This window comes from Streptomyces brasiliensis, assembly GCF_014647875.1.
Classification (GTDB): Bacteria; Actinomycetota; Actinomycetes; order Streptomycetales; family Streptomycetaceae; genus Streptomyces; species Streptomyces brasiliensis.
In genome coordinates, this window is sequence record NZ_BMQA01000031.1 from 65,135 (window position 1) to 88,473 (window position 23,339).

At 71.4% G+C, this 23,339-nt stretch carries 21 protein-coding genes and 1 pseudogene; 16 read left to right on the plus strand and 6 right to left on the minus strand.

The window, feature by feature from the left end; genetic code table 11:
* Nucleotides 1-110 precede the first annotated feature (110 nt).
* Nucleotides 111-670: pseudogene (locus tag IEZ19_RS51315) on the plus strand (hypothetical protein); the annotation flags it as partial.
* Here the strand turns inward: IEZ19_RS51315 and IEZ19_RS32985 are convergent.
* A complete protein-coding gene (locus IEZ19_RS32985) occupies nt 586-1,539 on the minus strand; it encodes an FAD-dependent oxidoreductase (RefSeq protein WP_229841138.1) in 954 nt (317 codons plus the stop codon). The pseudogene IEZ19_RS51315 and the gene IEZ19_RS32985 sit on opposite strands and share 85 nt — an antisense overlap.
* 66 nt (nt 1,540-1,605) lie before the next feature.
* Here IEZ19_RS32985 and IEZ19_RS32990 point away from each other — a divergent pair, with 66 nt between their 5' ends.
* Both IEZ19_RS32990 and IEZ19_RS32995 read left to right on the plus strand, forming a co-directional pair.
* Nucleotides 1,606-2,634, plus strand: coding sequence for an oxidoreductase (locus IEZ19_RS32990; RefSeq protein ID WP_189314979.1), 1,029 nt, complete (start codon nt 1,606-1,608; stop codon nt 2,632-2,634).
* 24 nt (nt 2,635-2,658) lie between these two features.
* Entirely contained in the window at nt 2,659-4,299 is a 1,641-nt protein-coding gene (locus IEZ19_RS32995) for an ABC-F family ATP-binding cassette domain-containing protein (protein WP_189314980.1), read from the plus strand.
* A gap of 117 nt (nt 4,300-4,416) precedes the next feature.
* Here IEZ19_RS32995 and IEZ19_RS33000 read toward each other — a convergent pair whose 3' ends face one another.
* Complete coding sequence (locus IEZ19_RS33000; RefSeq protein ID WP_189314981.1) at nt 4,417-6,807, minus strand: Tex family protein; 2,391 nt, start codon at nt 6,805-6,807, stop codon at nt 4,417-4,419.
* Nucleotides 6,808-6,975: 168 nt separating this feature from the next.
* On the opposite strand from IEZ19_RS33000, the gene IEZ19_RS33005 reads away from it, so the two are divergent.
* Nucleotides 6,976-7,986, plus strand: coding sequence for a GlxA family transcriptional regulator (locus IEZ19_RS33005; RefSeq protein WP_189314982.1), 1,011 nt, complete (start codon nt 6,976-6,978; stop codon nt 7,984-7,986).
* Nucleotides 7,987-8,008: 22 nt separating this feature from the next.
* Nucleotides 8,009-8,659 (plus strand): DJ-1/PfpI family protein, encoded by a 651-nt coding sequence (locus tag IEZ19_RS33010; protein WP_189314983.1) that lies wholly within the window; start codon nt 8,009-8,011, stop codon nt 8,657-8,659.
* Here IEZ19_RS33010 and IEZ19_RS33015 read toward each other — a convergent pair.
* Nucleotides 8,631-9,386 (minus strand): enoyl-CoA hydratase/isomerase family protein, encoded by a 756-nt coding sequence (locus IEZ19_RS33015; RefSeq protein ID WP_189314984.1) that lies wholly within the window; start codon nt 9,384-9,386, stop codon nt 8,631-8,633. The two genes, IEZ19_RS33010 and IEZ19_RS33015, sit on opposite strands and share 29 nt — an antisense overlap.
* A gap of 137 nt (nt 9,387-9,523) precedes the next feature.
* On the opposite strand from IEZ19_RS33015, the gene IEZ19_RS33020 reads away from it, so the two are divergent.
* Both IEZ19_RS33020 and IEZ19_RS33025 read left to right on the plus strand, forming a co-directional pair.
* On the plus strand, nt 9,524-10,117 hold the full coding sequence (locus IEZ19_RS33020) for an HdeD family acid-resistance protein (RefSeq protein WP_189314985.1): 594 nt from the start codon (nt 9,524-9,526) through the stop codon (nt 10,115-10,117).
* A 177-nt stretch (nt 10,118-10,294) separates the two neighbouring features.
* Nucleotides 10,295-10,867 carry an ATP-binding protein gene (locus tag IEZ19_RS33025; protein WP_189315005.1) on the plus strand — a complete coding sequence of 191 codons (573 nt, stop codon included), beginning with the start codon at nt 10,295-10,297 and terminating at the stop codon, nt 10,865-10,867.
* Nucleotides 10,868-10,873: 6 nt separating this feature from the next.
* On the opposite strand, the gene idi is transcribed toward IEZ19_RS33025, so the two are convergent.
* The 3 genes from idi to galE form a co-directional block, all read right to left on the minus strand.
* Entirely contained in the window at nt 10,874-11,467 is a 594-nt protein-coding gene (gene idi, locus IEZ19_RS33030) for an isopentenyl-diphosphate Delta-isomerase (protein WP_189314986.1), read from the minus strand.
* Between the two features lie 253 nt (nt 11,468-11,720).
* Entirely contained in the window at nt 11,721-12,662 is a 942-nt protein-coding gene (locus tag IEZ19_RS33035) for a cation diffusion facilitator family transporter (protein ID WP_189314987.1), read from the minus strand.
* A 135-nt stretch (nt 12,663-12,797) separates the two neighbouring features.
* Nucleotides 12,798-13,769, minus strand: coding sequence for a UDP-glucose 4-epimerase GalE (galE, locus tag IEZ19_RS33040; protein ID WP_189314988.1), 972 nt, complete (start codon nt 13,767-13,769; stop codon nt 12,798-12,800).
* 290 nt (nt 13,770-14,059) lie between these two features.
* Between galE and IEZ19_RS33045 the strand changes: the two genes are divergently transcribed.
* The 9 genes from IEZ19_RS33045 (at nt 14,060) to hpnD (ending at nt 23,331) form a co-directional block, all read left to right on the plus strand.
* Entirely contained in the window at nt 14,060-15,883 is a 1,824-nt protein-coding gene (locus IEZ19_RS33045; RefSeq protein WP_189314989.1) for a DUF5941 domain-containing protein, read from the plus strand.
* Nucleotides 15,880-16,641 (plus strand): phosphocholine cytidylyltransferase family protein, encoded by a 762-nt coding sequence (locus tag IEZ19_RS33050; RefSeq protein ID WP_189314990.1) that lies wholly within the window; start codon nt 15,880-15,882, stop codon nt 16,639-16,641. Before IEZ19_RS33045 ends, IEZ19_RS33050 begins: the two co-directional genes overlap by 4 nt.
* Nucleotides 16,629-17,690, plus strand: coding sequence for an iron-containing alcohol dehydrogenase family protein (locus tag IEZ19_RS33055; protein WP_189314991.1), 1,062 nt, complete (start codon nt 16,629-16,631; stop codon nt 17,688-17,690). Before IEZ19_RS33050 ends, IEZ19_RS33055 begins: the two co-directional genes overlap by 13 nt.
* Nucleotides 17,691-17,703: 13 nt before the next feature.
* Complete coding sequence (locus IEZ19_RS33060; protein ID WP_229841140.1) at nt 17,704-18,447, plus strand: CDP-alcohol phosphatidyltransferase family protein; 744 nt, start codon at nt 17,704-17,706, stop codon at nt 18,445-18,447.
* A 44-nt stretch (nt 18,448-18,491) separates the two neighbouring features.
* Nucleotides 18,492-19,337 (plus strand): glycosyltransferase family 2 protein, encoded by an 846-nt coding sequence (locus IEZ19_RS33065; protein WP_373297090.1) that lies wholly within the window; start codon nt 18,492-18,494, stop codon nt 19,335-19,337.
* Between the two features lie 81 nt (nt 19,338-19,418).
* Entirely contained in the window at nt 19,419-20,348 is a 930-nt protein-coding gene (locus tag IEZ19_RS33070) for an ABC transporter permease (RefSeq protein WP_189314994.1), read from the plus strand.
* The gene (locus tag IEZ19_RS33075; protein ID WP_189314995.1) at nt 20,341-21,120 is read left to right on the plus strand and encodes an ABC transporter ATP-binding protein; all 780 of its coding nucleotides are present in this window, start codon (nt 20,341-20,343) and stop codon (nt 21,118-21,120) included. The genes IEZ19_RS33070 and IEZ19_RS33075 overlap by 8 nt, the downstream gene beginning before the upstream one ends.
* Before the next feature lie 361 nt (nt 21,121-21,481).
* Entirely contained in the window at nt 21,482-22,384 is a 903-nt protein-coding gene (hpnC, locus tag IEZ19_RS33080) for a squalene synthase HpnC (protein WP_189314996.1), read from the plus strand.
* A complete protein-coding gene (gene hpnD, locus IEZ19_RS33085; protein WP_189314997.1) occupies nt 22,381-23,331 on the plus strand; it encodes a presqualene diphosphate synthase HpnD in 951 nt (316 codons plus the stop codon). Before hpnC ends, hpnD begins: the two co-directional genes overlap by 4 nt.
* Nucleotides 23,332-23,339 lie beyond the last annotated feature (8 nt).

Below are 23,339 nucleotides of genomic sequence, written 5' to 3' on the forward strand. Positions count from 1 at the left end.
ATGGGCGCACCCGGCCCAGGGATGCTTTCCGGCCACTCGGGAGAGTCATGTGCTCACTTTTGTACGGAAGTTGACCGGGGTGCCGTCCGCTGGGTCACATCCGAGGTCTGGTCGCCGAGACCCACTGGGCCACGAAGACCGGCACGCCGACCCCCGAGAAGGCCGGCTTCGTCACCGGGCCGCTCATCCGCGACCTGAGCCTGTCGGGCCCGTCGTGGGTCCACCGCCACCCCGAGCACCTCGACGGCCCACCTCTCCGCCGTCCTCGTCGGCCCCGGCCCCATCCGTGACCACGCCGACGCCGCCGAGGGCATCACCACCCTCACCGACCGCACCCGCTGGGGCGAGAGCACGGCACGGGCCGATCGTCGCGGGCACGGACCGCGGTCTGATCGATCCGCCGTCCACGAAGCCGACGCCGACCCTGGACCTGTCCCGTACGGCGGCCAGGGTGCCGCCGGCCGGTGGCGCGGACGCGTTCGCCCACGCCACCGCCGGGAGCACGACGGCGGCTCCCTCGGCGACGACCCTGGTCGGCGTACGGGTTCCGCCCACCACCCAGGGCGCCCCCCTGCCCGTCGGCTCCTACGCGGCGGCCGGGAAGGCCAGTCCGGCCGCCTCCCTGGCGCAGCCCCACGCCACCGTCACCCCGGCGCCGCCGTGGCCGTAGTTGTGCACCAGCACCCGGCCGCCCGGCAACAGTTGCCGTTCCAGCCGTACCGCGGGCCGCGCCGGACGCAGTCCCACGCGGTGCGCCAGCACCCGCGCCCCGGCGATCTCCGGCCGTACGGCCGCGCACCGGGCGACGATCTCGGCGGCGACGCGCGGATCGGGCTCCAGGGACCACGCGTCCTCCTCCGCCGTACCGCCGAGGATCAGCCCCTCCGGCTGCGGGAAGAAGTACGTGGACTCGGCGGCGTGTTCGGCGGCCGAGGTCAGCCAGGTCGTGATCCCCGGGTTCTCCACGACCACCAGCTGACCGCGCACCGGACGCACCGCCGGATCCGGGACCAGTGAACGGGCGCCGAGGCCGGTGCAGTTGACCACCACGCTAGCCGGCACCCCGGCCAGATCCGTCACCTCCCGCTGCTCCAGCAGCCCGCCGGCCTTCAGCAGCCGCTCCCGCAGCCACCCCAGATGGACCGGCATGTCGATCAGCGGCAGCCGCGCGGCCAGCGCGGCACCCGTGCCGGCGTCCGTCCTGGCCAGTCCTGGCACCCGCGCCGCCCACGCACCGAGTTCGTCCATCCGGACGCCGAGATGTACGCCCTCGACCATCCGTACGCCGGTCTCGCGCGCCTGCTCCGCCAGCCCCTCGTACACGGCGAGGGACGCAAGGGACCACTCGCCGACGAGTTGCTCCGGCTGGATGCGGTACGGCCACCACAGCGCACCGGCGACCGCCGAGGTGGTGCGTGCGGCGGGCTCGCGCGCCCACACCCGTACCCGTCTGCCGCTCCTGGCCAGGATCAGGGCCGTCGTCAGCCCGATGACCCCGCCGCCGACCACGATCACTTCGTCACTCAGCTCACGTTCCACGCGGGGACGTTAGCGGAATATGTCATGCCGCGCTCACATCCGTCCCGCTGTGGGAATACTCACAGCATGTCTGGCGTGCACGCGACCTTCGGCCTGGCACCGGCGATGCGGGCCGGCGGTGTCCTCGCCGACGGCGGCTACCAGCTCCACCGGGACTTCGTGGACTTCATCGTCGACGGACGCCCGCTGCTCTTCCAGCTCTCCGACCTGGACGCCGTCTCCCCGCTCGCCTCCGACGTCCCGCCCGCGATCTTCACCGCCCAGGTCCGCAGCCTGCTGCTGGAGACGGACGCCCCGCTCCCCGGCGGCCGCTACGTCGTCTACGGCTGCCCCGAGTGCGAGGACCTGGCCTGCGGCGCGGTCACCGCCGTCATCGAACGCGACGGCGAGGACTACGTGTGGCGGGACTTCGCCTGGCAGACCGACGAACACGCCGACCTGGAACTCAACGGCTACCACGGCATAGGGCCCTTCCGCTTTCGCGGTCGCCAGTACCGTGCCGCCCTGGGCGCCCTCGTCGACGGCGCCGGCGCATCGGCCGCGCCGCGCAGCCGCGTCCTGCTCATCGGCGCCCGCGTCGCCCTCCTCGCGCGCCTGGCCGCCGCCCTGCGCACCATCGGCATCGGCGCCGACATCACGCACGACGCCACCGACGTGCCCGCCGAGGAGCTGCACTCGTACGGCGCCGTCGCCTTCGGCAGCGCCGTCGGCGAGCCGGAGCGCGCCGCCGTACGCCGGGCCTTCGAGCAGGCCGGGGCCGACGTCCCCCATGTGGAGGGCCTGGCCCCGATCGTGCCGCTCCTCGTGGCGCAGATCGAACACGCCCTGGACCGCAGCCCCGTGGCGCAGCGCCGGCTCACCCGGCTGGTCGCCGCCGACGGCGAGGCGGGCATCGAGGTCACCTCACCGTGCCGGGTGCGCGTCATGGCGTACCGCCTCGACCGGCTCTCCCGCCCCCACGCCCAGGAGGTCTTCGACGGTGTCCTGGAACCCGGTCGCCACCGGATCGCCCTGGACGCGAAGGCGGTCAGGGGGGAGTCCTTCGTGGTGGCCCGCACCTCGGGAAGCGTGCTGGTGGAGGCCATGGCGAGGTGAAGGGCCACTAGGATCGGCCTTCTGATGACTGCCACCCTCGTCGCCAAGAATCTCGCCGCCGGACACGGCGACCGCTCGCTCTTCTCCGGGCTCGACCTCGTCGTCGCGCCCGGGGACGTGATCGGGCTGGTCGGCGCCAACGGCGCGGGCAAGTCCACGCTGCTGAAGATGCTCGCCGGGCTGACCGCGCCCGAGCAGGGCGAGCTGCGTCTCTCGCCGCCGACCGCGACCGTCGGCCATCTGCCGCAGGAGCCGGAGCGCAGGCCGGGCGAGACCGTACGGGAGTTCCTGGCCCGCCGCACCGGCGTCGCCGAGGCGCAGCGGGTGATGGACGACGCGACCCAGGCCCTGGTCGACGGGGCGCCCGGCGCCGACGACGCGTACGCCACCAGCCTGGAGCGCTGGCTGGACCTGGGCGGCGCCGACCTGGACGAGCGCGCCGAGGAGGTCGCCGATTCGCTGGGCCTCGCCGTCGACCTGGAGCAGCCGATGACGTCCCTGTCCGGCGGCCAGGCGGCCCGCGCGGGGCTGGCCTCGCTGCTCCTGTCCCGCTACGACGTGTTCCTGCTCGACGAGCCGACGAACGACCTGGACCTGGACGGCCTGGAGCGCCTCGAACGCTTCGTCACCGGCCTGCGGGCCGGAACGGTCGTCGTCAGCCACGACCGTGAGTTCCTCACCCGCACGGTCACCAAGGTCCTCGAACTCGACCTCGCCCAGCGGCAGATCAACCTCTACGGCGGCGGCTACGAGGCGTACCTGGAGGAGCGCGAGGTGGCCCGCCGGCACGCCCGGGACGAGTACGAGGAGTACGCCGACAAGAAGGCCGCCCTCCAGGACCGGGCGCAGACGCAGCGCGCGTGGATGGACAAGGGCGTGAAGAACGCCCGGCGCAAGGCCGGTAACGACAACGACAAGATCGGTCGCAAGTTCCGCAGCGAGGCCAGCGAGAAGCAGGCCGCGAAGGCCCGCCAGACCCAGCGCATGATCGAACGCCTCGAGGTCGTCGAGGAGCCCCGCAAGGAGTGGGAACTGCGTATGGAGATCGCGGCGGCCCCGCGTTCGGGCGCGGTCGTCGCCACGCTCCGGGACGCGGAGGTGCGACGCGGCGACTTCACGCTCGGTCCGGTGTCCCTGCAACTTGACTGGGCGGACCGGGTCGCCGTGACCGGCGCGAACGGCGCGGGCAAGTCGACGCTCCTGGCCGCCCTGCTGGGCCGCGTCCCGCTGGACGCGGGCCATGCCGCCCTCGGCTCGGGCGTCCTGATCGGCGAGGTCGATCAGGCCCGCAAGCTGTTCCACGGCCCCGAGTCCCTGCTGGACGCCTTCTGCACGGCCGTCCCGGACACGGAACCGGCCGAGGTCCGCACCCTGCTGGCCAAGTTCGGCCTGAAGTCGGCCCACGTCCTGCGCCCCGCGGCCACTCTCTCCCCGGGTGAGCGCACAAGGGCCGCCCTGGCCCTCCTCCAGGGCAGGGGAGTCAACCTCCTGGTCCTGGACGAACCGACCAACCACCTGGACCTACCGGCCATCGAACAACTGGAGTCGGCCCTGGACTCCTACACCGGCACGCTGCTGCTGGTCACCCACGACCGCCGCATGCTGGACGCGGTCCACGTGACCCGCCGTCTGGACGTGACGGACGGAAAGGTGACCGAACGCTGACGGGACGTCAGGAGCGCCCCGAAGGAGGCGCGGGGCGGTACCGGCATGCGGCTCCGCCGCGGGGGGCGCGAGCAGCCACGGTCGGCCCGCAGCCACCCGCGCCCCGTCGGTGAGCCGTCAGCGCCGCCCATTCTTCGGATCGAGCAATCCGGCCCGGCGCAGGGCATCGGCCATCGCGCTGTTGGCCGGGGGCGGTGCCTGGCGGGAGCCCCCGCCGCCGCCTCCGCCGCGCCCCTGCCGCTGCTGCGGCGGACGCCCGCCGCGCTGGCGTCGTTCGCCGCCCTCGCCCTGGCGGCCGCCCTGCGGTGCCGCCTCGTCGTCCAGGCGCAGGGTCAGGGAGATCCGCTTGCGCGGGATGTCCACGTCCAGGACCTTCACCTTGACGATGTCGCCCGGCTTCACCACGTCCCGCGGGTCCTTGACGAACGTCTTGGACATCGCAGAGACATGGACGAGGCCGTCCTGGTGGACGCCCACGTCCACGAAGGCGCCGAACGCGGCCACGTTCGTGACCACGCCCTCCAGGACCATCCCCGACGACAGGTCCGCGATCTTCTCCACGCCCTCCTTGAAGGTGGCCGTCTTGAAGGCAGGCCGCGGGTCGCGGCCGGGCTTCTCCAGCTCCTTGAGGATGTCCGTGACCGTCGGCAGACCGAACGTCTCGTCCACGAAGTCGGACGGCTTCAGCGAGCGCAGCACACCTGTGTTGCCGATGAGCGCGGCCACTTCCTGGCCAGACGTCTTCACCATGCGCCGCACCACCGGGTACGCCTCCGGGTGCACGCTGGAGGAGTCCAGCGGGTCCGAGCCGCCGCGGATGCGCAGGAAGCCCGCGCACTGCTCGTACGCCTTCGGACCAAGCCGGGACACGCTCTTCAGCTCCGCGCGGGAGGTGAACGGGCCGTTCGTGTCGCGGTGCGCCACGATGTTCTCGGCGAGGCCGGAGGTGATGCCCGAGACCCGGGCGAGCAGCGGGGCCGACGCCGTGTTCACGTCCACGCCGACGCCGTTCACACAGTCCTCGACGACCGCGTCGAGGGAGCGCGACAGCTTCACCTCGGACAGGTCGTGCTGGTACTGCCCGACCCCGATCGACTTCGGGTCGATCTTCACCAGCTCGGCCAGCGGGTCCTGCAGCCGGCGGGCGATCGACACCGCGCCGCGCAGCGACACGTCCATGTCCGGCAGCTCCTGCGAGGCGAACGCGGACGCGGAGTACACCGACGCGCCGGCCTCGGACACCATCACCTTGGTGAGCTTCAGCTCCGGGTGTTTGCCGATCAGTTCACCGGCGAGCTTGTCGGTCTCCCGGGACGCCGTGCCGTTGCCGATCGCGATCAGCTCGACCGCGTGCTCCTTGGCCAGCCGCGCCAGCTTGGCGATCGCCGCGTCCCACTTGTTCGCCGGGACGTGCGGGTGGATGACGTCCGTGGCGACGACCTTGCCGGTCGCGTCCACCACGGCCACCTTCACACCCGTACGGAAGCCGGGGTCCAGACCGAGCGTCGCGCGCGTGCCGGCCGGGGCGGCGAGCAGCAGGTCGCGCAGGTTGGCGGCGAACACGTTCACCGCCTCGTCCTCCGCGGCCGTACGCAGCCTGAGCCGCAGATCGATCCCGAGGTGGACCAGGATCCGGGTGCGCCAGGCCCAGCGGACCGTGTCCGCGAGCCACTTGTCGGCCGGGCGGCCGCGATCCGCGAGGCCGAACTTCGCCGCGACGATCCCCTCGTACGACGACACGACCGATGACGATTCAGCCGGTTCCTCCGGCTCCAGGGCGAGGTCCAGGACCTCCTCCTTCTCACCGCGCAGCATCGCCAGGATCCGGTGCGACGGCAGTTCGGTGAACGGCTCGGCGAAGTCGAAGTAGTCGGCGAACTTGGCGCCGGCCTCCTCCTTGCCCTCGCGCACCTTGGCGGCCAGCCGCCCGCGCACCCACATCCGCTCGCGCAGCTCGCCGATCAGGTCGGCGTCCTCCGAGAAGCGCTCGGTGAGGATGGCCCGCGCGCCGTCCAGCGCGGCCTGCGGATCGGCGACGCCCTTGTCGGCGTCGACGAAGGCGGCGGCAGCGGCGAGCGGCTCGACCGTGGGATCGCCGAGCAGCCCCTCGGCGAGCGGCTCCAGACCCGCCTCGCGTGCGATCTGTGCCTTGGTGCGCCGCTTCGGCTTGTACGGCAGGTAGACGTCCTCGAGCCGCGCCTTGGTCTCGGCCCCGCGGATCTGCGCCTCCAGCTCGTCGGTGAGCTTGCCCTGCTCACGCACCGACTCCAGGATCGCCGTCCGGCGCTCCTCCAGCTCCCGCAGATAGCGCAGCCGCTCCTCGAGCGTGCGCAGTTGCGCGTCGTCGAGCATCTCGGTCGCTTCCTTGCGGTAGCGGGCGATGAAGGGCACCGTCGAACCGCCGTCGAGCAGTTCCACCGCGGCCTTCACCTGCCGCTCCCGTACGCCGAGCTCCTCGGCGATCCTGCCTTCGATGGACCCTGCTGCCAGGGACCCGGGTGTCGTCACGATCCCGTACCGCCTTCTCACTGAGGTTGCGCGGCAATTGTGGCAGGTGACACCGACAACCGGGGCCCAGGGCACTCCCGAGCCACCGGCACGTCGCGCCGGGGGGTGGCAGGAAAGGTGGGAATCACGTCATTGCGGCCATCACCGGGCCCGCGAAGAATCGGTGACATGGCGCAGCACACACTCCGCAGCCTCCTTGTGGTTCTCTTCGACGACATGCAGAGCCTGGACGTCACCGGCCCGGTGGAGGTCTTCACGGGCGCCGAGGCATGCTCCCCGGGGACGTACCGGATCCGTACCGCGTCGCTGGACGGCGCTCCCGTGCGCACCTCCAGCGGGCTCACCGTCGTACCGGACGCGGCCCTCACCGACGAGCCGATGCCGCACACCCTCATCGTCCCCGGTGGGGCGGGCAGCCGCCGTCCCGATCCGGGTCTGATCGACTGGCTGCGCGCCCACGGCCCGCGACCCGAACGGCTCGTCTCCGTCTGCACCGGCGCGATCCTGCTCGCCCGGGCGGGACTCCTGGACGGCCACCGGGTCACCACCCACTGGGCCTACAGCGAGAAGCTGGCCCGCGACCACCCGGCCGTCGAGGTCGACCCCGACCCCATCTATGTGCGCGGCGGGGACATAGCCACCTCGGCGGGCGTCACCGCGGGCATCGACCTGGCCCTCGCGCTCGTCGAGGAGGACCTGGGCCGGGACGTGGCCCTCACCGTCGCCCGCCATCTGGTCGTCTTCCTGCGCCGGCCGGGCAACCAGGCGCAGTTCAGCGCCCAGCTCGTCGCGCAGACGGCCCGGCGCGAGCCGCTCCGGGAGGTCCAGCTGGGGGTCCCCCCACGCCCCCTGGGGCGTAGGGGGAGGATCACCGAGCACCCGGCCGACGATCTGAGCGTCGAGACCCTGGCCGCCCGTGCCCGCCTTTCCCCGCGGCACTTCGCCCGCGCCTTCCAGGCCGAGACCGGCACGACCCCGGGCCGCTACGTCGACCGCGTCCGCCTCGAACACGCCCGCCGCCTCCTGGAGGACACGCCCGACGGCGTCGAGGAGATCTCCCGTGCCAGCGGCTACGGCACACCGGAGGCCATGCGCCGCGCCTTCGTCAAGGCCCTGGGCGCCCCGCCGGCCGAGTACCGCCGCCGCTTCCGCCCCGCACCCGCAGTACCCGTCAACTGACCCACCCCTAGGGGGATTTCAGATGCAGATCGCCATCGTCCTGTACGACCGCTTCACCGCCCTCGACGCGGTCGGGCCCTACGAGACCCTCGGACGGCTCCCCGACTCGGAGACCGTGTTCGTCGCCGAGCGCACCGGACCCGTCCGCACCGACACCGGGAACCTCGCGCTCACCGCCGACCGCACCCTCGCCGACGTCCCGCGCCCGGACATCCTGGTCGTCCCGGGCGGCCCCGGCCAGACCCCGCAGATGGAGAACGAGGTCCTCCTGGACTGGCTGCGGACCGCCGACGCCACCAGCACCTGGACCACGTCGGTGTGCACGGGCTCGCTGCTGCTGGCCGCAGCCGGTCTCCTCGACGGCCGCCGCGCGACCTCGCACTGGCTGGCGCTCGACTTCCTGAAGCGGTTCGGCGCCCGACCCACCGGCGAGCGCGTGGTGTTCGACGGCAAGTACGTCACCGCCGCCGGCGTCTCCTCCGGCATCGACATGGGCCTCACCCTGCTCGGCCGGATCGCGGGAGACGACCACGCCCAGGCCGTCCAGCTGCTCACCGAGTACGACCCGCAGCCGCCCTACGACGCCGGGTCCCCGCAGAAGGCCCCGGCCCACCTCGTCGAGGAGTTCCGGAGCAACAGCCGCTTCATCCTGACGCAGGAACGCTCCAGGTGAAGCGCGGCCGACGGCGCTCCAGGAAGGCGGCGACCCCCTCGGCGGTGTCGCCGCTGCCGCGTGCCTGCCCGGTCCAGTACGGGTCCCGGTCCGCGCGCCCGTCGGCGAACTCCTTGGCCGCGGCCTGCGTCAGCTGCGACCGGGAGACCAGGATCCGGGTGAACTCGGCCACGCGCTTGGCCAGTTCGCCCTCCGGCAGCACCTCGTCGACCAGGCCCGTGCGCAGCGCCCGGCCGGCGTCGATCAACTCGCCCGAGAACAGCAGGTACTTGACGGCGGCCGGCCCCGTCAGCGACACCAGCCGCCGGGTCGAGGACGACGGATAGACGATGCCCAGCTTCGCCGGGGTCACCCCGAACAGCGCCCCCTCCTCGGCGAACCGCAGATCGCAGGCCGCCGCGAGCTGTGCACCGCCGCCCACGCAGTGCCCGCGCACAGCCGCCAGGGTCGGCTTGGGGAACGCCGCCAGCGCCTCCTCGGCGGCCACGGCGAGCCGCTGCGCCTCCTCGGGCGAACCCCGCAGGGTCGAGATGTCGGCCCCGGCGCAGAAGGTCCCGCCCTCACCGGTGAGCACCAGCGCTCGCACAGCCGGATCGGAGGCCAGCGCGTTCAGCAGCGGCGGCAGCGCGGCCCACATCGCGGCCGTCATGGCGTTGCGCTTGGCCGGGTGGTGCATGACGACGGTGGCGACGGAATCGGTGACCGAGTGCAACAACTGGGGCTCCATGCGGCGGATGCTATCCGGCCCCGCCGGACGGGAGACGGGGAAGGGCCACAGGTGAGAAACCCCACTTCGGAGTTACGGCATTACAGGCAAAGGGGATGAAAAGGGAAGGGGGTGGTGCGGGAGGCTGAGGAGGTCCCATGGCCGGATTCGGCAGGAGCCGGCGCCACGCGGCGAAGCTGTACCGCGGATTCGGACTGCTCACCGCCCTCGGCGTGATCCTGGTGCTGGCCGGACTCGTCGGGCTCGTCTACACCGGCGTCGCCACGCTCACCTCGATGCTCCTGTTCGGCTGGCTCCTGCTGATCGGCGGGATCGTGGGCCTGCTCCACGCCGTCCAGGCGCGCGGCACGAACTTCTTCTGGCTCGGCGTGATCGTGGCCGCGCTCAACATCGCGGCCGGTGTGGTGATCATGCGCAGGCCCGAGGCGGCCGCCGCGGCGCTTGCCATGTTCGCCGCCCTGCTCTTCCTGACCGGCGGCATCTTCCGGCTGGTCGGCGCGCTGGTCGTGCGCGGCCCCCAGCTCGGCTGGACCCTGCTCCTGGGCGCCTTCTATCTGCTGCTCGGCATCCTGGTCCTGGAGTCCTGGCCGAGCAGCAGCCAGTACGTCATCGGCTGCTTCTTCTCGCTCACCCTGCTCTTCGACGGCCTCGGCCTGATCGCCGCCGGTTTCGGCGGGCGCCGCGTCGTCGGCATGGTCGCCGAGGACCGCGTCAAACCCGTACAACCCTAAGAGGTCGCGAAACCGGCGCGGCAGGGACAGGACCAGTCCCACAACTGACCATGTCATACGCCAACGGTCAGATCCGCTCGATACCTGCTGACTTGTGTTCAGGTATCCGGAGTAGAGCGGTTCGTTACCAACACTCGACGTGTGGTGACAATCGAGCGCAAGGGCGGCGACCCAACGATGGACAACCACGGGCGCGGGTACGGCCCGCGCCCAGCGGGCGGCGGAGAACCTCTCGACGGCGTGCCTCTTCACGACGTACCCCCCGAGGGCCGGCCCTTCGACCGGCGGCCCGCCGAAACCCTGCCGCATCCGCTGCCGTACGAGGGGGTCTGGCGGTTCACCGCCGCCGCCGTCGACGCCTCGGTCCCGCAGGCCCGGCACGCCGTACGGGACCTGCTCCTGCGCCAGGGCGTGCCGGTCGGGGACGACACGGTCCAGGGGCTCCTGCTGATCGTCTCCGAACTGGTCACCAACGCGGTCAAGCACGCGGCGCTGCTGTCGCCCATGCTCGCCGTCGAGGTCGCCGTCGGCGCCGAGTGGGTGCGGGTGTCCGTGGAGGACAACCACCCCTACCGTCCGACCGCCCTGGAGGCCGACCACGGCCGGACCGGCGGCCGGGGCCTGCTCCTCGTGCGTGAGGTGGCCCGGGAGGCGGGCGGGGTGGTCGACGTGGAACACACGGCGAGCGGCGGCAAGGTGATCTGGGCAGCCCTGCCGCTCAAGCCCGCGCGCCTGCCGTACCGCTCGTAGGGCGTCTCACCAGCCCGCGGACGCGCCCGTCAGCTCCCTGATCGCCGGACGGGTCGCGTCCAGCACGGTCATGAACCAGGACGAGAAGGGGTCACGCGCATGCCGCTCGGCCAGCTCGGCCGGGGTCACGAACGCGGTCGCCCCGACCTCCTCCGGGTCGGGGCCGAGCGGTGCCTGCACCAGGCCGACGAACAGGTGGTTGTACTCCTGCTCGACCAGTCCGGAGGCCGGATCCGGGTGGTTGTAGCGGACCGTGCCCGCCTCGGCCAGCAGCGACGGGGAGACCCCCAGCTCCTCGAACGTCCGCCGGGCCGCAGCCGCGAACGGAGCCTCACCGGGGTACGGATGGCCGCAGCAGGTGTTGGACCACACGCCGGGGGAGTGGTACTTGCCCTGGGCCCTCTGTTGCAGCAGCAGCCTGCCGTGGTCGTCGAAGAGGAACACCGAGAACGCGCGGTGCAGCTGCCCCGGCGGCTGATGGGCGGAGAGCTTCTCCGCGGTACCGATCGTCACACCCTTCTCGTCAACCAGTTCCAGCAAAATCGCGTCTGCGGTGCCGTTCGACGAGCTGTGCGTCGCGGTGGCAGGTGTGATCGGCATACCCATCCTTCGCCTCGGTCTTCGCACCCCAAGTCTGCCGTACGAATCTGGCACTACCGGCACTAACCGGCACGTCCGCATGTCCCGTGCACGGCACGGACCACGGCCGCCCCGGTGGGTGCCGGAAGGGTGACCCGGTAGGTGATCGTGCCCTGCCCGTCCGACGCGGAACCGTCCGGGGTGCCCTTCCGGGAAGGACCCGCGGGCGCACCGGAGCGCTGCTTTCCACCCGGCGCGGCTCCGGGGCACGCGATCAGTGGCACAGGCCCGCCTCGTGCTCCGCGTGCCCGCCGGGCTCCAGCTGGAAGGTGCAGTGCTCCACGTCGAAGTGGTGTCCGAGGCAGCCCTGCAGTTCGTGCAGCAGCTTCTCGTTGCCTATGGCGTTCAGGACCTCCGAGCGGACGACCACGTGCGCGGACAGCACCGGCAGGCCCGAGGTGATGGTCCAGGCGTGCAGATCGTGTACCTCCTCCACGCCGTCCAGGGCCAGGATGTGCGCCCGTACCTCCGCCATGTCGACATTCTTGGGCGCCGCCTCCAGCAGCACGTCGAGGGTCTCGCGCAGCAGCCGCACCGTGCGCGGGACGATCATCAGGCCGATCAGCAGCGAGGCGATCGGGTCGGCGGGCTGCCAGCCCGTGGCGAGGATCACGGCCGCCGAGACGATCACGGCGACCGAGCCCAGCGCGTCCGCGGCCACCTCGAGGAACGCGCCGCGCACGTTCAGACTGTCCTTCTGTCCCCGCATCAGCAGCGTGAGCGAGATCATGTTCGCGGCCAGGCCGATCCCACCGAACACGATCATCAGGCCGCCCGCCGTGCCGGCCGGCGTGAAGAACCGCTGCACCGCCTCGTACAGGACGTAGCCGCCGACACCGAGCAGCAGCAGACAGTTGGCGAGGGCCGCGAGGATCTCGGCGCGCGCGAGGCCGAAAGTGCGGGTCGCACTCGGCGGCCGGGCGGCGAAGCGGATGGCGAGCAGGGCCATGCCCAGGCCCAGCGCGTCCGTCGCCATGTGCGCCGCGTCCGCGATGAGCGCGAGCGAGTTGGCGAGCACACCGCCCGTGATCTCCACCACCATGACGGCGAGCGTGATCCCCAGCGCCGCGCGCAGCCGTCCCCGGTACGCCGCTGTGGCCGTACCGGTGGCCGGCGCATGCGTGTGCGCGTGCCCGTGATCGTGCCCAGCCCCCATGTGAACCGCCTTCCCGTGTACGCGCCCGGGATCACAGTGAACTACGGGCGGGGGGTACCGGGCAACGCGGCACTGAACACCGTTGTCATGTGCCCTGACCTGCAGAAACGAACACCAGGTCAGGGCACCCTCAGTTCACTTCGCGTGGTGCAGCTGCCAGCCCCGCCAGGCCGACTCCACCATTTCGCGTACCCCGCGCCGCGCCCGCCAGCCCAGCACCTCCGCGGCCCGCTCGGCCGACGCGACCGCGCGCGGGGCGTCTCCCGGGCGACGGTCCTCGACGAGCGGCGCCCGGCGGTCGCCGGTGACCTCGCCGATCACCGAGATCAGCTCGCGGACGGAAACCCCCTCGCCGCGGCCGATGTTCACGGTCAGGTCGCCCGACAGGTCCTTCCCGTCGAGCCTGCGGGCCGCCGCCAGATGCGCCTCCGCGAGATCGGCGACGTGGATGTAGTCGCGGACACAGGTGCCGTCCGGCGTCGGATAGTCGGCGCCGAAGATCCGCGGGGCCTCGTCGCGGGTGAGCCGGTCGAACACCATGGGGACGATGTTGAACACGCCCGTATCCGCCAGCTCGGGTGCGCCCGCACCGGCCACGTTGAAGTAGCGCAGGCACACGGTCGTGATCCCGTGCGCCTGTCCCGCCGCCCGTACCAGCCACTCCCCGGCGAGCTTGGTCTCGCCGTACGGGTTCACCGGGGCGCACGCCGTGTCCTCCGTGATGAGGTCCACGTCCGGGTTGCCGTAGACCGCCGCCGACGAGGAGAACAGGAACCGCTCGATCCCGGCGCCCGCGACCGCCTCCAGGAGTGTGGCGAGACCACCCACGTTCTCCCGGTAATAACGAGTGGGCTGCGCCACGGACTCGGCGACCTGCTTGCGCGCCGCGAGATGGACGACGCCGGTCACGCCGTGCTCGGCGAGGACCCGCTCGAGCAGGCCCGCGTCCAGCGTGGAGCCCTCGACCAGCGGGACCTCCGCCGGCAGCCGCGCGGGCACCCCGGCCGACAGGTCGTCCAGCGCCACGACCCGCTCCCCGGCGCCCGCCATGGCCCGCGCCACATGCGCCCCGATGTATCCGGCCCCGCCGGTGATCAGCCACGTCATGGTCGCCCACCCTATGCCGACGCCCACGGGTCGTACCCAATGTCCCGGATGACCGGTACGGGGCCCGGCCGCACGGGAGGCGGTTTGTGGGGTGGGCCCCCGATCACCCATGATGATCGCGGCAAAGGCCGGGTCAGACCGTGTCGACCTAGCCATGAACGGTCGGTGAACAAGACCCTCCGGTCATCCGATAACCTCTGCCGACATGCCGCCCGGGTGCCACAGGCAGAGGGCGCCCCACCACGCAGAAGACCGGCGCCGGCGCGTCGGCACCCAGGGAGTGAGTTCGGTTGTCGACCGCCATCGTGACCGGCCAGCCGGTCCCCGGATCCTCGCTCGAGAGCGATCTGCGGTCCCTCGGCTTCGACGTGCGGAACGCCTCGGACGCCTCCGACGCCGAAGCCCTCCTCGCGGCGGTCCCGGCCGGTGAGCGTGTGGCCGTGGTCGACGCCCGCTTCGTGGGCCACCCGCACGCTCTGCGCCTCGGCCTGACCGACCCGCGCTTCCCGCTCGCCGCCGTCGCCGGCGCCGTGACCGCCCAGCCGGCCGGCCGCCAGGCCCTGACCCGCGCGGTGGCCCGGGAGACCTCGGCGGGCGGCGGTACGTCCCTCGCCGTGCACAGCCTCGCCGACCGCATCGTCACCGCGCTGGACGCCGACGGCGCCGACGTGCACCGCCCCGAGCTGGGCAGCCTGGTCGCCGCCGTCCCCACCGACCCCCAGTCCCGCAATGAGGCACGCCAGGCCGTCGCCGCCGTCGACGACGAGGCCGTACGCCTGAAGTCGGCCGTGAAGGCCCGCGACGGCTTCTTCACCACGTTCTTCATCAGCCCGTACTCGCGCTACATCGCCCGCTGGTGCGCCCGCCGCGGTCTCACCCCGAACCAGGTCACCACCGCCTCCCTGCTCACCGCCCTGATCGCGGCGAGCTGTGCGGCGACCGGCACCCGCGTCGGATTCGTCGCGGCCGGCGTCCTGCTGATCGCCTCGTTCGTCCTGGACTGCACCGACGGCCAGCTGGCCCGCTACTCGCTGCAGTACTCGACGCTCGGCGCCTGGCTGGACGCCACCTTCGACCGGGCCAAGGAGTACGCCTACTACGCGGGCCTCGCCCTCGGCGCGGCCCAGGCCGGCCATGACGACGTATGGGCCCTCGCCCTCGGCGCGATGGTCCTGCAGACCTGCCGTCACGTGGTCGACTTCTCCTTCAACGAGGCCAACCACGACGCCACCGCCAACACCAGCCCCACAGCGGCCCTCTCCGGCAAGCTCGACAGCGTCGGCTGGACGGTGTGGGTGCGGCGGATGATAGTCCTGCCCATCGGTGAACGATGGGCCATGATCGCCGTACTGACCGCTTTCACCACCCCCCGCATCACCTTCTACGCCCTGCTCGTCGGCTGCGCCCTCGCCGCCACCTACACCACGGCCGGCCGTGTGCTGCGGTCCCTGACGCGCAAGGCGCGGCGGACGGACCGGGCGGCACGTGCGCTGGCGGATCTCGCCGACAACGGCCCCCTGGCCGACGGCCTGGCCGCGTTGCTGCGCAGACGGTCCGGACAGAAGCGGCTCGGCTCGCCCCTGCTGTCCGCTTTCGCCGGCGCCGTGATGCTGCTTCTCGTGGCGGCCCTGGAGGGTTACGGCAACGGGCGCCTCGTCGCCTTCGGAGTCGTGTACGTCGGGGCCTCGGCCGCCGTGGTCGCAGCCCGGCCCCTCAAGGGCGCCCTCGACTGGCTCGTCCCCCCGCTCTTCCGGGCCGCCGAATACGGCACCGTCCTGATCCTCGCCGCTGAATCGAAGGTGAACGGAGCCCTTCCTGCGGCTTTCGGGCTGGTGGCCGCCGTCGCCTACCATCACTACGACACGGTGTACCGCATCCGCGGCAACGCCGGAGCGCCGCCGGCCTGGCTGGTGCGTGCCATCGGGGGGCAGGAGGGACGGACGCTGCTCGTCACCGTCCTGGCCGCGCTGCTCACCGGCTCGCAGTTCACGGTCGCGCTCACGGTCCTCGCCGTGTACGTGGCACTGGTGGTGCTCGCGGAGAGCATCCGCTTCTGGGTGACCTCTCATCTGAGGGGTGCGCCCGCCGTACACGACGAAGGAGAAACCGCATGATCGGCCTCGTGCTGGCGGCCGGCGCCGGACGGCGTCTACGGCCCTACACCGACAGCCTTCCCAAGGCTCTGGTGCCGGTGCGCTCCGCGGGGCCGGCGGGCATAGAGGACGGCATCACCGTGCTCGACCTCACGCTCGGCAACTTCGCCGAGATCGGTCTGACCGAGGTCGCGATCATCGTCGGCTACCGCAAGGAGGCCGTGTACGAGCGCAAGGCCGCCCTGGAGGCGAAGTACGGCCTCAAGCTCACCCTGATCGACAACGACAAGGCCGAGGAGTGGAACAACGCCTACTCCCTGTGGTGCGGCCGTGACGCCCTCAAGGACGGCGTGATCCTCGCCAACGGCGACACCGTCCACCCGGTCTCCGTCGAGCACACCCTGCTCGCCGCCCGCGGCGACGGCAAGAAGATCATCCTCGCCCTGGACACGGTGAAGAGCCTGGCGGACGAGGAGATGAAGGTCGTCGTCGACCCCGCCAGGGGCGTACGGAAGATCACCAAGCTGATGGACCCGGCCGAGGCCACCGGCGAGTACATCGGCGTCACGCTCATCGAGGGCGACGCCGCGCCCGAACTGGCCGACGCCCTCAAGGCCGTGTGGGAGACCGACCCCCAGCAGTTCTACGAGCACGGCTACCAGGAGCTGGTCGACCGGGGTTTCCGCATCGACGTGGCGCCGATCGGCGACGTTCCGTGGGTCGAGATCGACAACCACGACGATCTGGCCAGGGGACGGGAGATCGCGTGCCAGTACTGACCCGGCTCATCCCCTCGCCGGTCGTCGTGGACATCCGCCCGGGTGCCCTCGACGATCTGGCCGGTGTGCTGGCCGACGAGCGCATCTCGCACTCCGGCCGGCTCGCCGTCGCCGTCAGCGGTGGCTCCGGCGCCCGGCTGCGCGAGCGGATCGCCTCCACCCTGCCCGGCGCGACCTGGTACGAGGTCGGCGGCGGCACCCTCGACGACGCGATCCGGCTGGCCGGCGAGATGAAGGGCGGCCGCTACGACGCGGTCGTCGGCCTCGGCGGCGGCAAGATCATCGACTGTGCGAAGTTCGCGGCGGCGCGCGTGGGGCTGCCCCTGGTCGCCGTGCCGACGAACCTCGCGCACGACGGCCTGTGCTCGCCGGTCGCGACGCTCGACAACGACGCCGGGCGCGGCTCGTACGGTGTGCCGAACCCGATCGCCGCGGTCGTCGACCTGGACGTCATCCGCGAGGCCCCGGCCCGGTTCGTCCGCGCGGGCATCGGCGACGCCGTCTCCAACATCAACGCGATCGCGGACTGGGAGCTGGCGAACCGGATCAACGGCGAGAAGATCGACGGGCTGGCCGCCGCCATGGCCCGCCAGGCCGGTGAGGCGGTACTGCGCCACCCAGGCGGCATCGGGGACAACGACTTCCTCCAGGTGCTGGCCGAGGCGCTGGTGCTCACCGGTGTTGCGATGTCGATCTCGGGCGACTCCCGGCCCGCGTCGGGCTCCTGCCACGAGATCAACCACGCCTTCGACCTGCTGTTCCCGAAACGTGCCGCCAGCCACGGCGAGCAGTGCGGACTCGGTGCGGCCTTCGCGACGTATCTGCGCGGAGCCCACGAGGAGGCGGTGTACATGGCCTCGGTGCTGCGCCGGCACGGACTGCCCGTGCTGCCGGAGGAGATCGGCTTCACGGTGGACGAGTTCGTCCGCGTCGTGGAGTTCGCCCCGGAGACCCGGCCCGGCCGCTACACGATCCTCGAGCACCTCGACCTCAAGACCGACCAGATCAAGGACATCTACGCCGACTATGTCAAGGCCATCGGTAGCTGAACTCCGTCCGGTCGTGCACCCCGCCGGGGTGAAGGACCGGCGCAGCGGTGAGCACTGGGCGGGACGCCTCTACATGCGTGAGGTGTCGCTGCGGGTCGACCGCTACCTGGTGAACACCAGGATCACGCCCAACCAGCTCACGTACCTGATGACCGTCTTCGGCGTGCTCGCGGCCCCGGCCCTGCTGGTGCCGGGGATCGCGGGCGCCGTGCTCGGCGTGGTCGCCACCCAGCTGTATCTGCTGCTGGACTGCGTCGACGGCGAGATCGCCCGCTGGAAGAAGCAGTACTCGCTCGGCGGGGTCTACCTGGACCGCGTCGGCGCGTATCTCACCGATGCCGCCGTCCTGGTCGGCCTCGGCCTGCGCGCCTGCGACCTGTGGGGGAGCGGGCGCATCGACTGGCTGTGGGCTTTCCTCGGCACCCTCGCCGCGCTCGGCGCGATCCTGATCAAGGCCGAGACCGACCTGGTCGGCGTCGCCCGGCACCAGGCAGGCATGGCCCCGGTGAAGGAGGCGGCGGCCGAGCCGCGCTCCTCCGGCATGGCGCTGGCCCGCCGGGCCGCCTCGGCCCTCAAGTTCCACCGGCTGATCCTCGGCATCGAGGCGTCCCTGCTGATCCTGGTCCTGGCGATCGCCGACCAGATCAGGGGCGACCTCTTCTTCACCCGGCTCGGCACGGCCGTGCTCGCCGGGATCGCGCTGGTGCAGACCCTGCTGCACCTCGTCTCGATCCTCGCGTCGAGCAGGCTGAGGTGAGCGCCGTGGAGTCCACACCGAAGGTCGGCGCGGTCGTCATCACCATGGGCAACCGTCCCGACGAGCTCAGGGCCCTGCTCGACTCGGTCGCCAAGCAGGACGGCGACCCGGTCGAGGTGGTCGTCGTCGGCAACGGCTCACCGGTCCCGGACGTCCCCGAGGGCGTTCGGACCGTCGAGCTGCCCGAGAACCTCGGCATCCCGGGCGGCCGCAACGTCGGCATAGAGGCCTTCGGCCCCAGCGGCCGGGACGTCGACATACTGCTCTTCCTCGACGACGACGGGCTCCTCGCCCAGCACGACACCGCCGAGCTGTGCCGCCGCGCCTTCGCCGCGGACCCGGGGCTCGGCATCATCAGTTTCCGCATCGCCGATCCGGACACCGGCGAGACCCAGCGCCGGCACGTGCCGCGCCTCAGGGCAGCCGACCCGATGCGTTCCTCCCGGGTCACCACCTTCCTCGGCGGCGCCAACGCCGTCCGTACGCGGGTCTTCGCCGAGGTCGGCGGCCTGCCGGACGAGTTTTTCTATGCGCACGAGGAGACCGACCTGGCCTGGCGGGCCCTCGACGCCGGCTGGATGATCGACTACCGGTCCGACATGGTGCTTTACCACCCCACGACCGCCCCCTCCCGGCACGCGGTCTACCACCGCATGGTCGCCCGCAACCGCGTCTGGCTGGCCCGCCGCAACCTCCCCGCCCCGCTGATCCCGGTCTATCTCGGGGTGTGGCTGCTGCTGACCCTGGTGCGCCGCCCCTCGCGGCCCGCGCTCAGTGCCTGGTTCGGCGGGTTCCGGGAAGGCTGGTCCACGTCCTGCGGAGTCCGCCGGCCGATGAAGTGGCGTACGGTGTGGCGGCTGACCCGACTGGGCCGGCCACCGGTGATCTGACAAGCTCGACCGTGAGGATCCGCGCCTCTCGACGACGCGCGGACGACTCGAAGACGAACTCGAAGACGAAAGTTTCCACCAGTGAGTGAGACAACCCATGACGGCACGGTCGCGGTGACCGCGACCCCGTCGCCCGACGAGGGACTGCCGGCGGCACAGCTCGCCGCCAAATACGGGCTCGCCGTGAGCGGAGCCCGTCCGTCGCTCGTCGAGTACGTCCGTCAGCTGTGGGGGCGGCGCCACTTCATCTTCGCCTTCTCCCGGGCGAAGCTGACGGCGCAGTACAGCCAGGCCAAGCTCGGCCAGCTCTGGCAGGTGGCGACCCCGCTGCTGAACGCGGCCGTCTACTACTTCATCTTCGGTGTCATCCTGCACGCCAGCCGCGGCATGTCCCAGGACGTGTACATCCCGTTCCTGGTCACGGGCGTGTTCGTCTTCACGTTCACCCAAAGCTCGATCATGTCGGGCGTCCGGGCGATCTCGAGCAACCTCGGTCTGGTCCGCGCGCTGCACTTCCCGCGCGCCTCGCTGCCGATCTCGTTCGCGCTCCAGCAGCTCCAGCAGCTGCTGTTCTCGATGATCGTGATGTTCGTCTTCGTGGTCGGCTTCGGCAATCTGCCCGGGCTGTCCTGGCTGCTGATCCTGCCGGTCCTGCTGCTGCAGTTCCTGTTCAACACCGGACTCGCGCTGATCGTGGCCCGCCTGGGCGCCGCGACGCCGGACCTCGCCCAGCTGATGCCCTTCATCCTGCGTACCTGGATGTACACGTCCGGCGTGATGTTCTCCATCAACAGGATGATGGAGGGCCGCCCCGAGTGGGTCGTCCGCCTGCTGCAGGTCAACCCGGCCGCCGTCTACATGGATCTCATGCGCTTCGCGCTCATCGACGACTACGGCGCCTCGAACCTCCCGCCGCACGTGTGGGCCATCGCCTTGTTCTGGGCCGTGGTCGTCTTCGGCGGCGGCTTCGTGTACTTCTGGAAGGCGGAGGAGCGGTACGGCCGTGGCTGAGGAGAACACCACCCCCACCGTCATCGCGGACGACCTGCACATCGTCTACCGCGTCAACGGCGCGAAGACCGGCAAGGGCAGCGCCACCGCGGCGCTCAGCCGGATCCTCAAGCGCGGCTCCGGCGACGCGGCGCGGGGCGTGCGCAAGGTGCACGCCGTGCGGGGCGTGTCATTCGTCGCCCACCGGGGCGAGGCCATCGGCCTGATCGGCTCCAACGGCTCCGGCAAGTCCACCCTGCTGCGGGCCATCGCCGGCCTGCTGCCCGCCGAGAGCGGCAAGGTCTACACCGACGGCCAGCCCTCCCTCCTTGGTGTCAACGCCGCCCTGATGAACGACCTCACGGGCGAGCGGAACGTCATATTGGGCGGGCTCGCCATGGGGATGTCCCGTGAGGAGATCAGGGAGCGTTACCAGCAGATCGTCGACTTCTCCGGCATCAACGAGAAGGGCGACTTCATCACCCTCCCGATGCGTACCTACTCCTCCGGCATGGCGGCCCGGCTCCGCTTCTCCATCGCCGCCGCCAAGGACCACGACGTCCTCATGATCGACGAGGCGCTGGCGACCGGTGACCGCAAGTTCCAGAAGCGCTCCGAGGAACGCATCCGCGAGCTGCGCAAGGAGGCCGGCACGGTGTTTCTGGTCAGTCACAGCAACAAGTCGATCCGCGACACCTGCGACCGGGTCCTGTGGCTGGAGCGCGGTGAGCTGCGCATGGACGGCCCGACCGACGAGGTACTCAAGGAGTACGAGAAGTTCACGGGCAAGTAGTGGCATTTCACCCGGGGCCACGCCGGAACCTTTCCGGCGGGGCTCCGCGTCTGCAAAGGAAAGGTCAACTCCGTGGTCGCTTAGGAATCTTGACAGCAATCGGTGTGTTGTTGTGATGTGCAGGACACCCCGGCGGACCTTGATGCGTTGTACAACGTAAGCTGTACCGGTCCCGGAAAGCGGCAAGTGGGGCGATAATGCGCGACACCCTGCGCCGGTGCCGTCCCACGGACGGCCGGGCGGCGTGTCCGAAATAGTGAGTATTGGATCGGCAGTGTAGAACGGGAGATGTGACGGCAATGGCTACGGAAACTCCCCAGCTCAACGCAGCATGTGCCGTCCCCGTCCAGGGCAGCGCGCGGTGACGGGAACCGACACGCCGCGTACCCGAGATCCCGAGCGCGGCACGCTCGACAAGGCCGCGCACGAAAACTTCCCCGTGGCCCCGTTCTTCCTGCCCAGGGCCTGGCGCGACGATCTGATGGCCGTGTACGGCTTCGCGCGCCTCGTCGACGACATCGGAGACGGCGATCTCGCCCCCGGTGGCGCCGACGCACGTCTGCTCGGCGTGTCGCCCGAGGACGCCGAGGACCGCCTGCTCCTGCTGGACGCCTTCGAGGCCGACCTGAACCGCGTCTTCGACGCCACCCCCCACCACCCCATCCTGCGCCGCCTCCAGCCCGTGGTCCGCCGCCGCGACCTCACTCCCGAGCCCTTCCTCGGGCTGATCGCCGCCAACCGCCAGGACCAGCTCCTCAAGCGCTACGAGACCTACGACGACCTCCTCGCGTACTGCGAACTGTCCGCCAATCCCGTCGGCCGCCTCGTCCTCGCCGTCACCGGCACCTCGACCCCCGAGCGGACCCGCCTCTCCGACTCGATCTGCACGGCACTCCAGATCGTCGAACACCTCCAGGACGTCGCCGAGGACCTCGGCCGCGACCGGATCTATCTCCCCGCCGTGGACATGAAGCGGTTTCATGTCCAGGAGGCGGATCTCGCCACGAAAACCGCGAGCGCATCGGTGCGCGCCCTGGTTGCATACGAAGCGCAACGCGCCCGCGATCTGCTGAATGAAGGCGCCCCCTTGGTGGGTAGCGTCCACGGCAGGTTGAAGCTGCTGCTTGCCGGGTTCGTGGCAGGGGGAAGGGCGGCGATCCGCGCGATCGCCGCCGCCGAATACGACGTACTTCCCGGCCCGCCCAAGCCCGGCAAGGTCCAGCTGCTGCGCGAGGTGGGCGTGACCCTGCGAGGAGAGGGGTGATCCGGACCGTGGAGTCGGAACCACACGTGTCCGCACCGGTACTCGCCGCCTACAGCTACTGCGAGGCCGTCACCGGGCAGCAGGCCCGTAACTTCGCGTACGGCATCAGACTGCTGCCGACGCCCAAGCGCCGCGCGGTGTCCGCGCTCTACGCCTTCTCGCGGCGCGTCGACGACATCGGGGACGGCACGCTGGCGGGCGATGTCAAGGTCGCGCGGCTCGAGGACACCCGGGCCCTGCTCACGCGGGTGCGTGAGGGAGCGGTCGCCGAGGACGACACCGACCCGGTCGCCGTCGCCCTCGCCCATGCCGCCGGCGCGTTCCCGATCCCGCTCGGCGGCCTGGACGAGCTGATCGACGGCGTGCAGATGGACGTGCGGGGGGAGACCTACGAGACCTGGGACGACCTGAAGGTCTACTGCCGCTGCGTGGCCGGTGCCATCGGGCGCCTCTCGCTGGGCGTGTTCGGTACGGAACCGGGAGCGCGCGGCGCCGAGCGCGCATCCGAGTACGCCGACACGCTGGGCCTCGCACTGCAGCTCACCAACATCCTCAGGGACGTCCGCGAGGACGCCGAGGGCGGCCGTACCTATCTGCCCGCCGACGACCTCGCCAAGTTCGGCTGCTCGACGGGGTTCAACGGCCCCACTCCACCCGAGGGCTCCGACTTCGCGGGTCTCGTGCACTTCGAAGTGCGACGGGCACGCGCCCTTTTCGCCGAGGGCTACCGGCTGCTGCCCATGCTCGACCGGCGCAGCGGCGCCTGTGTCGCCGCCATGGCCGGGATCTACCGCCGGCTGCTCGACCGCATCGAGCGTGAGCCGGAGGCGGTGCTGCGCGGCCGGGTCTCGCTGTCCGGACGCGAGAAGGCGTACGTCGCCGTGCGCGGGCTGTCCGGTCTGGACGCCCGGCACGTGTCCCGGCAGACCGTCAGGAGGCGCGCCTGATGGACGCC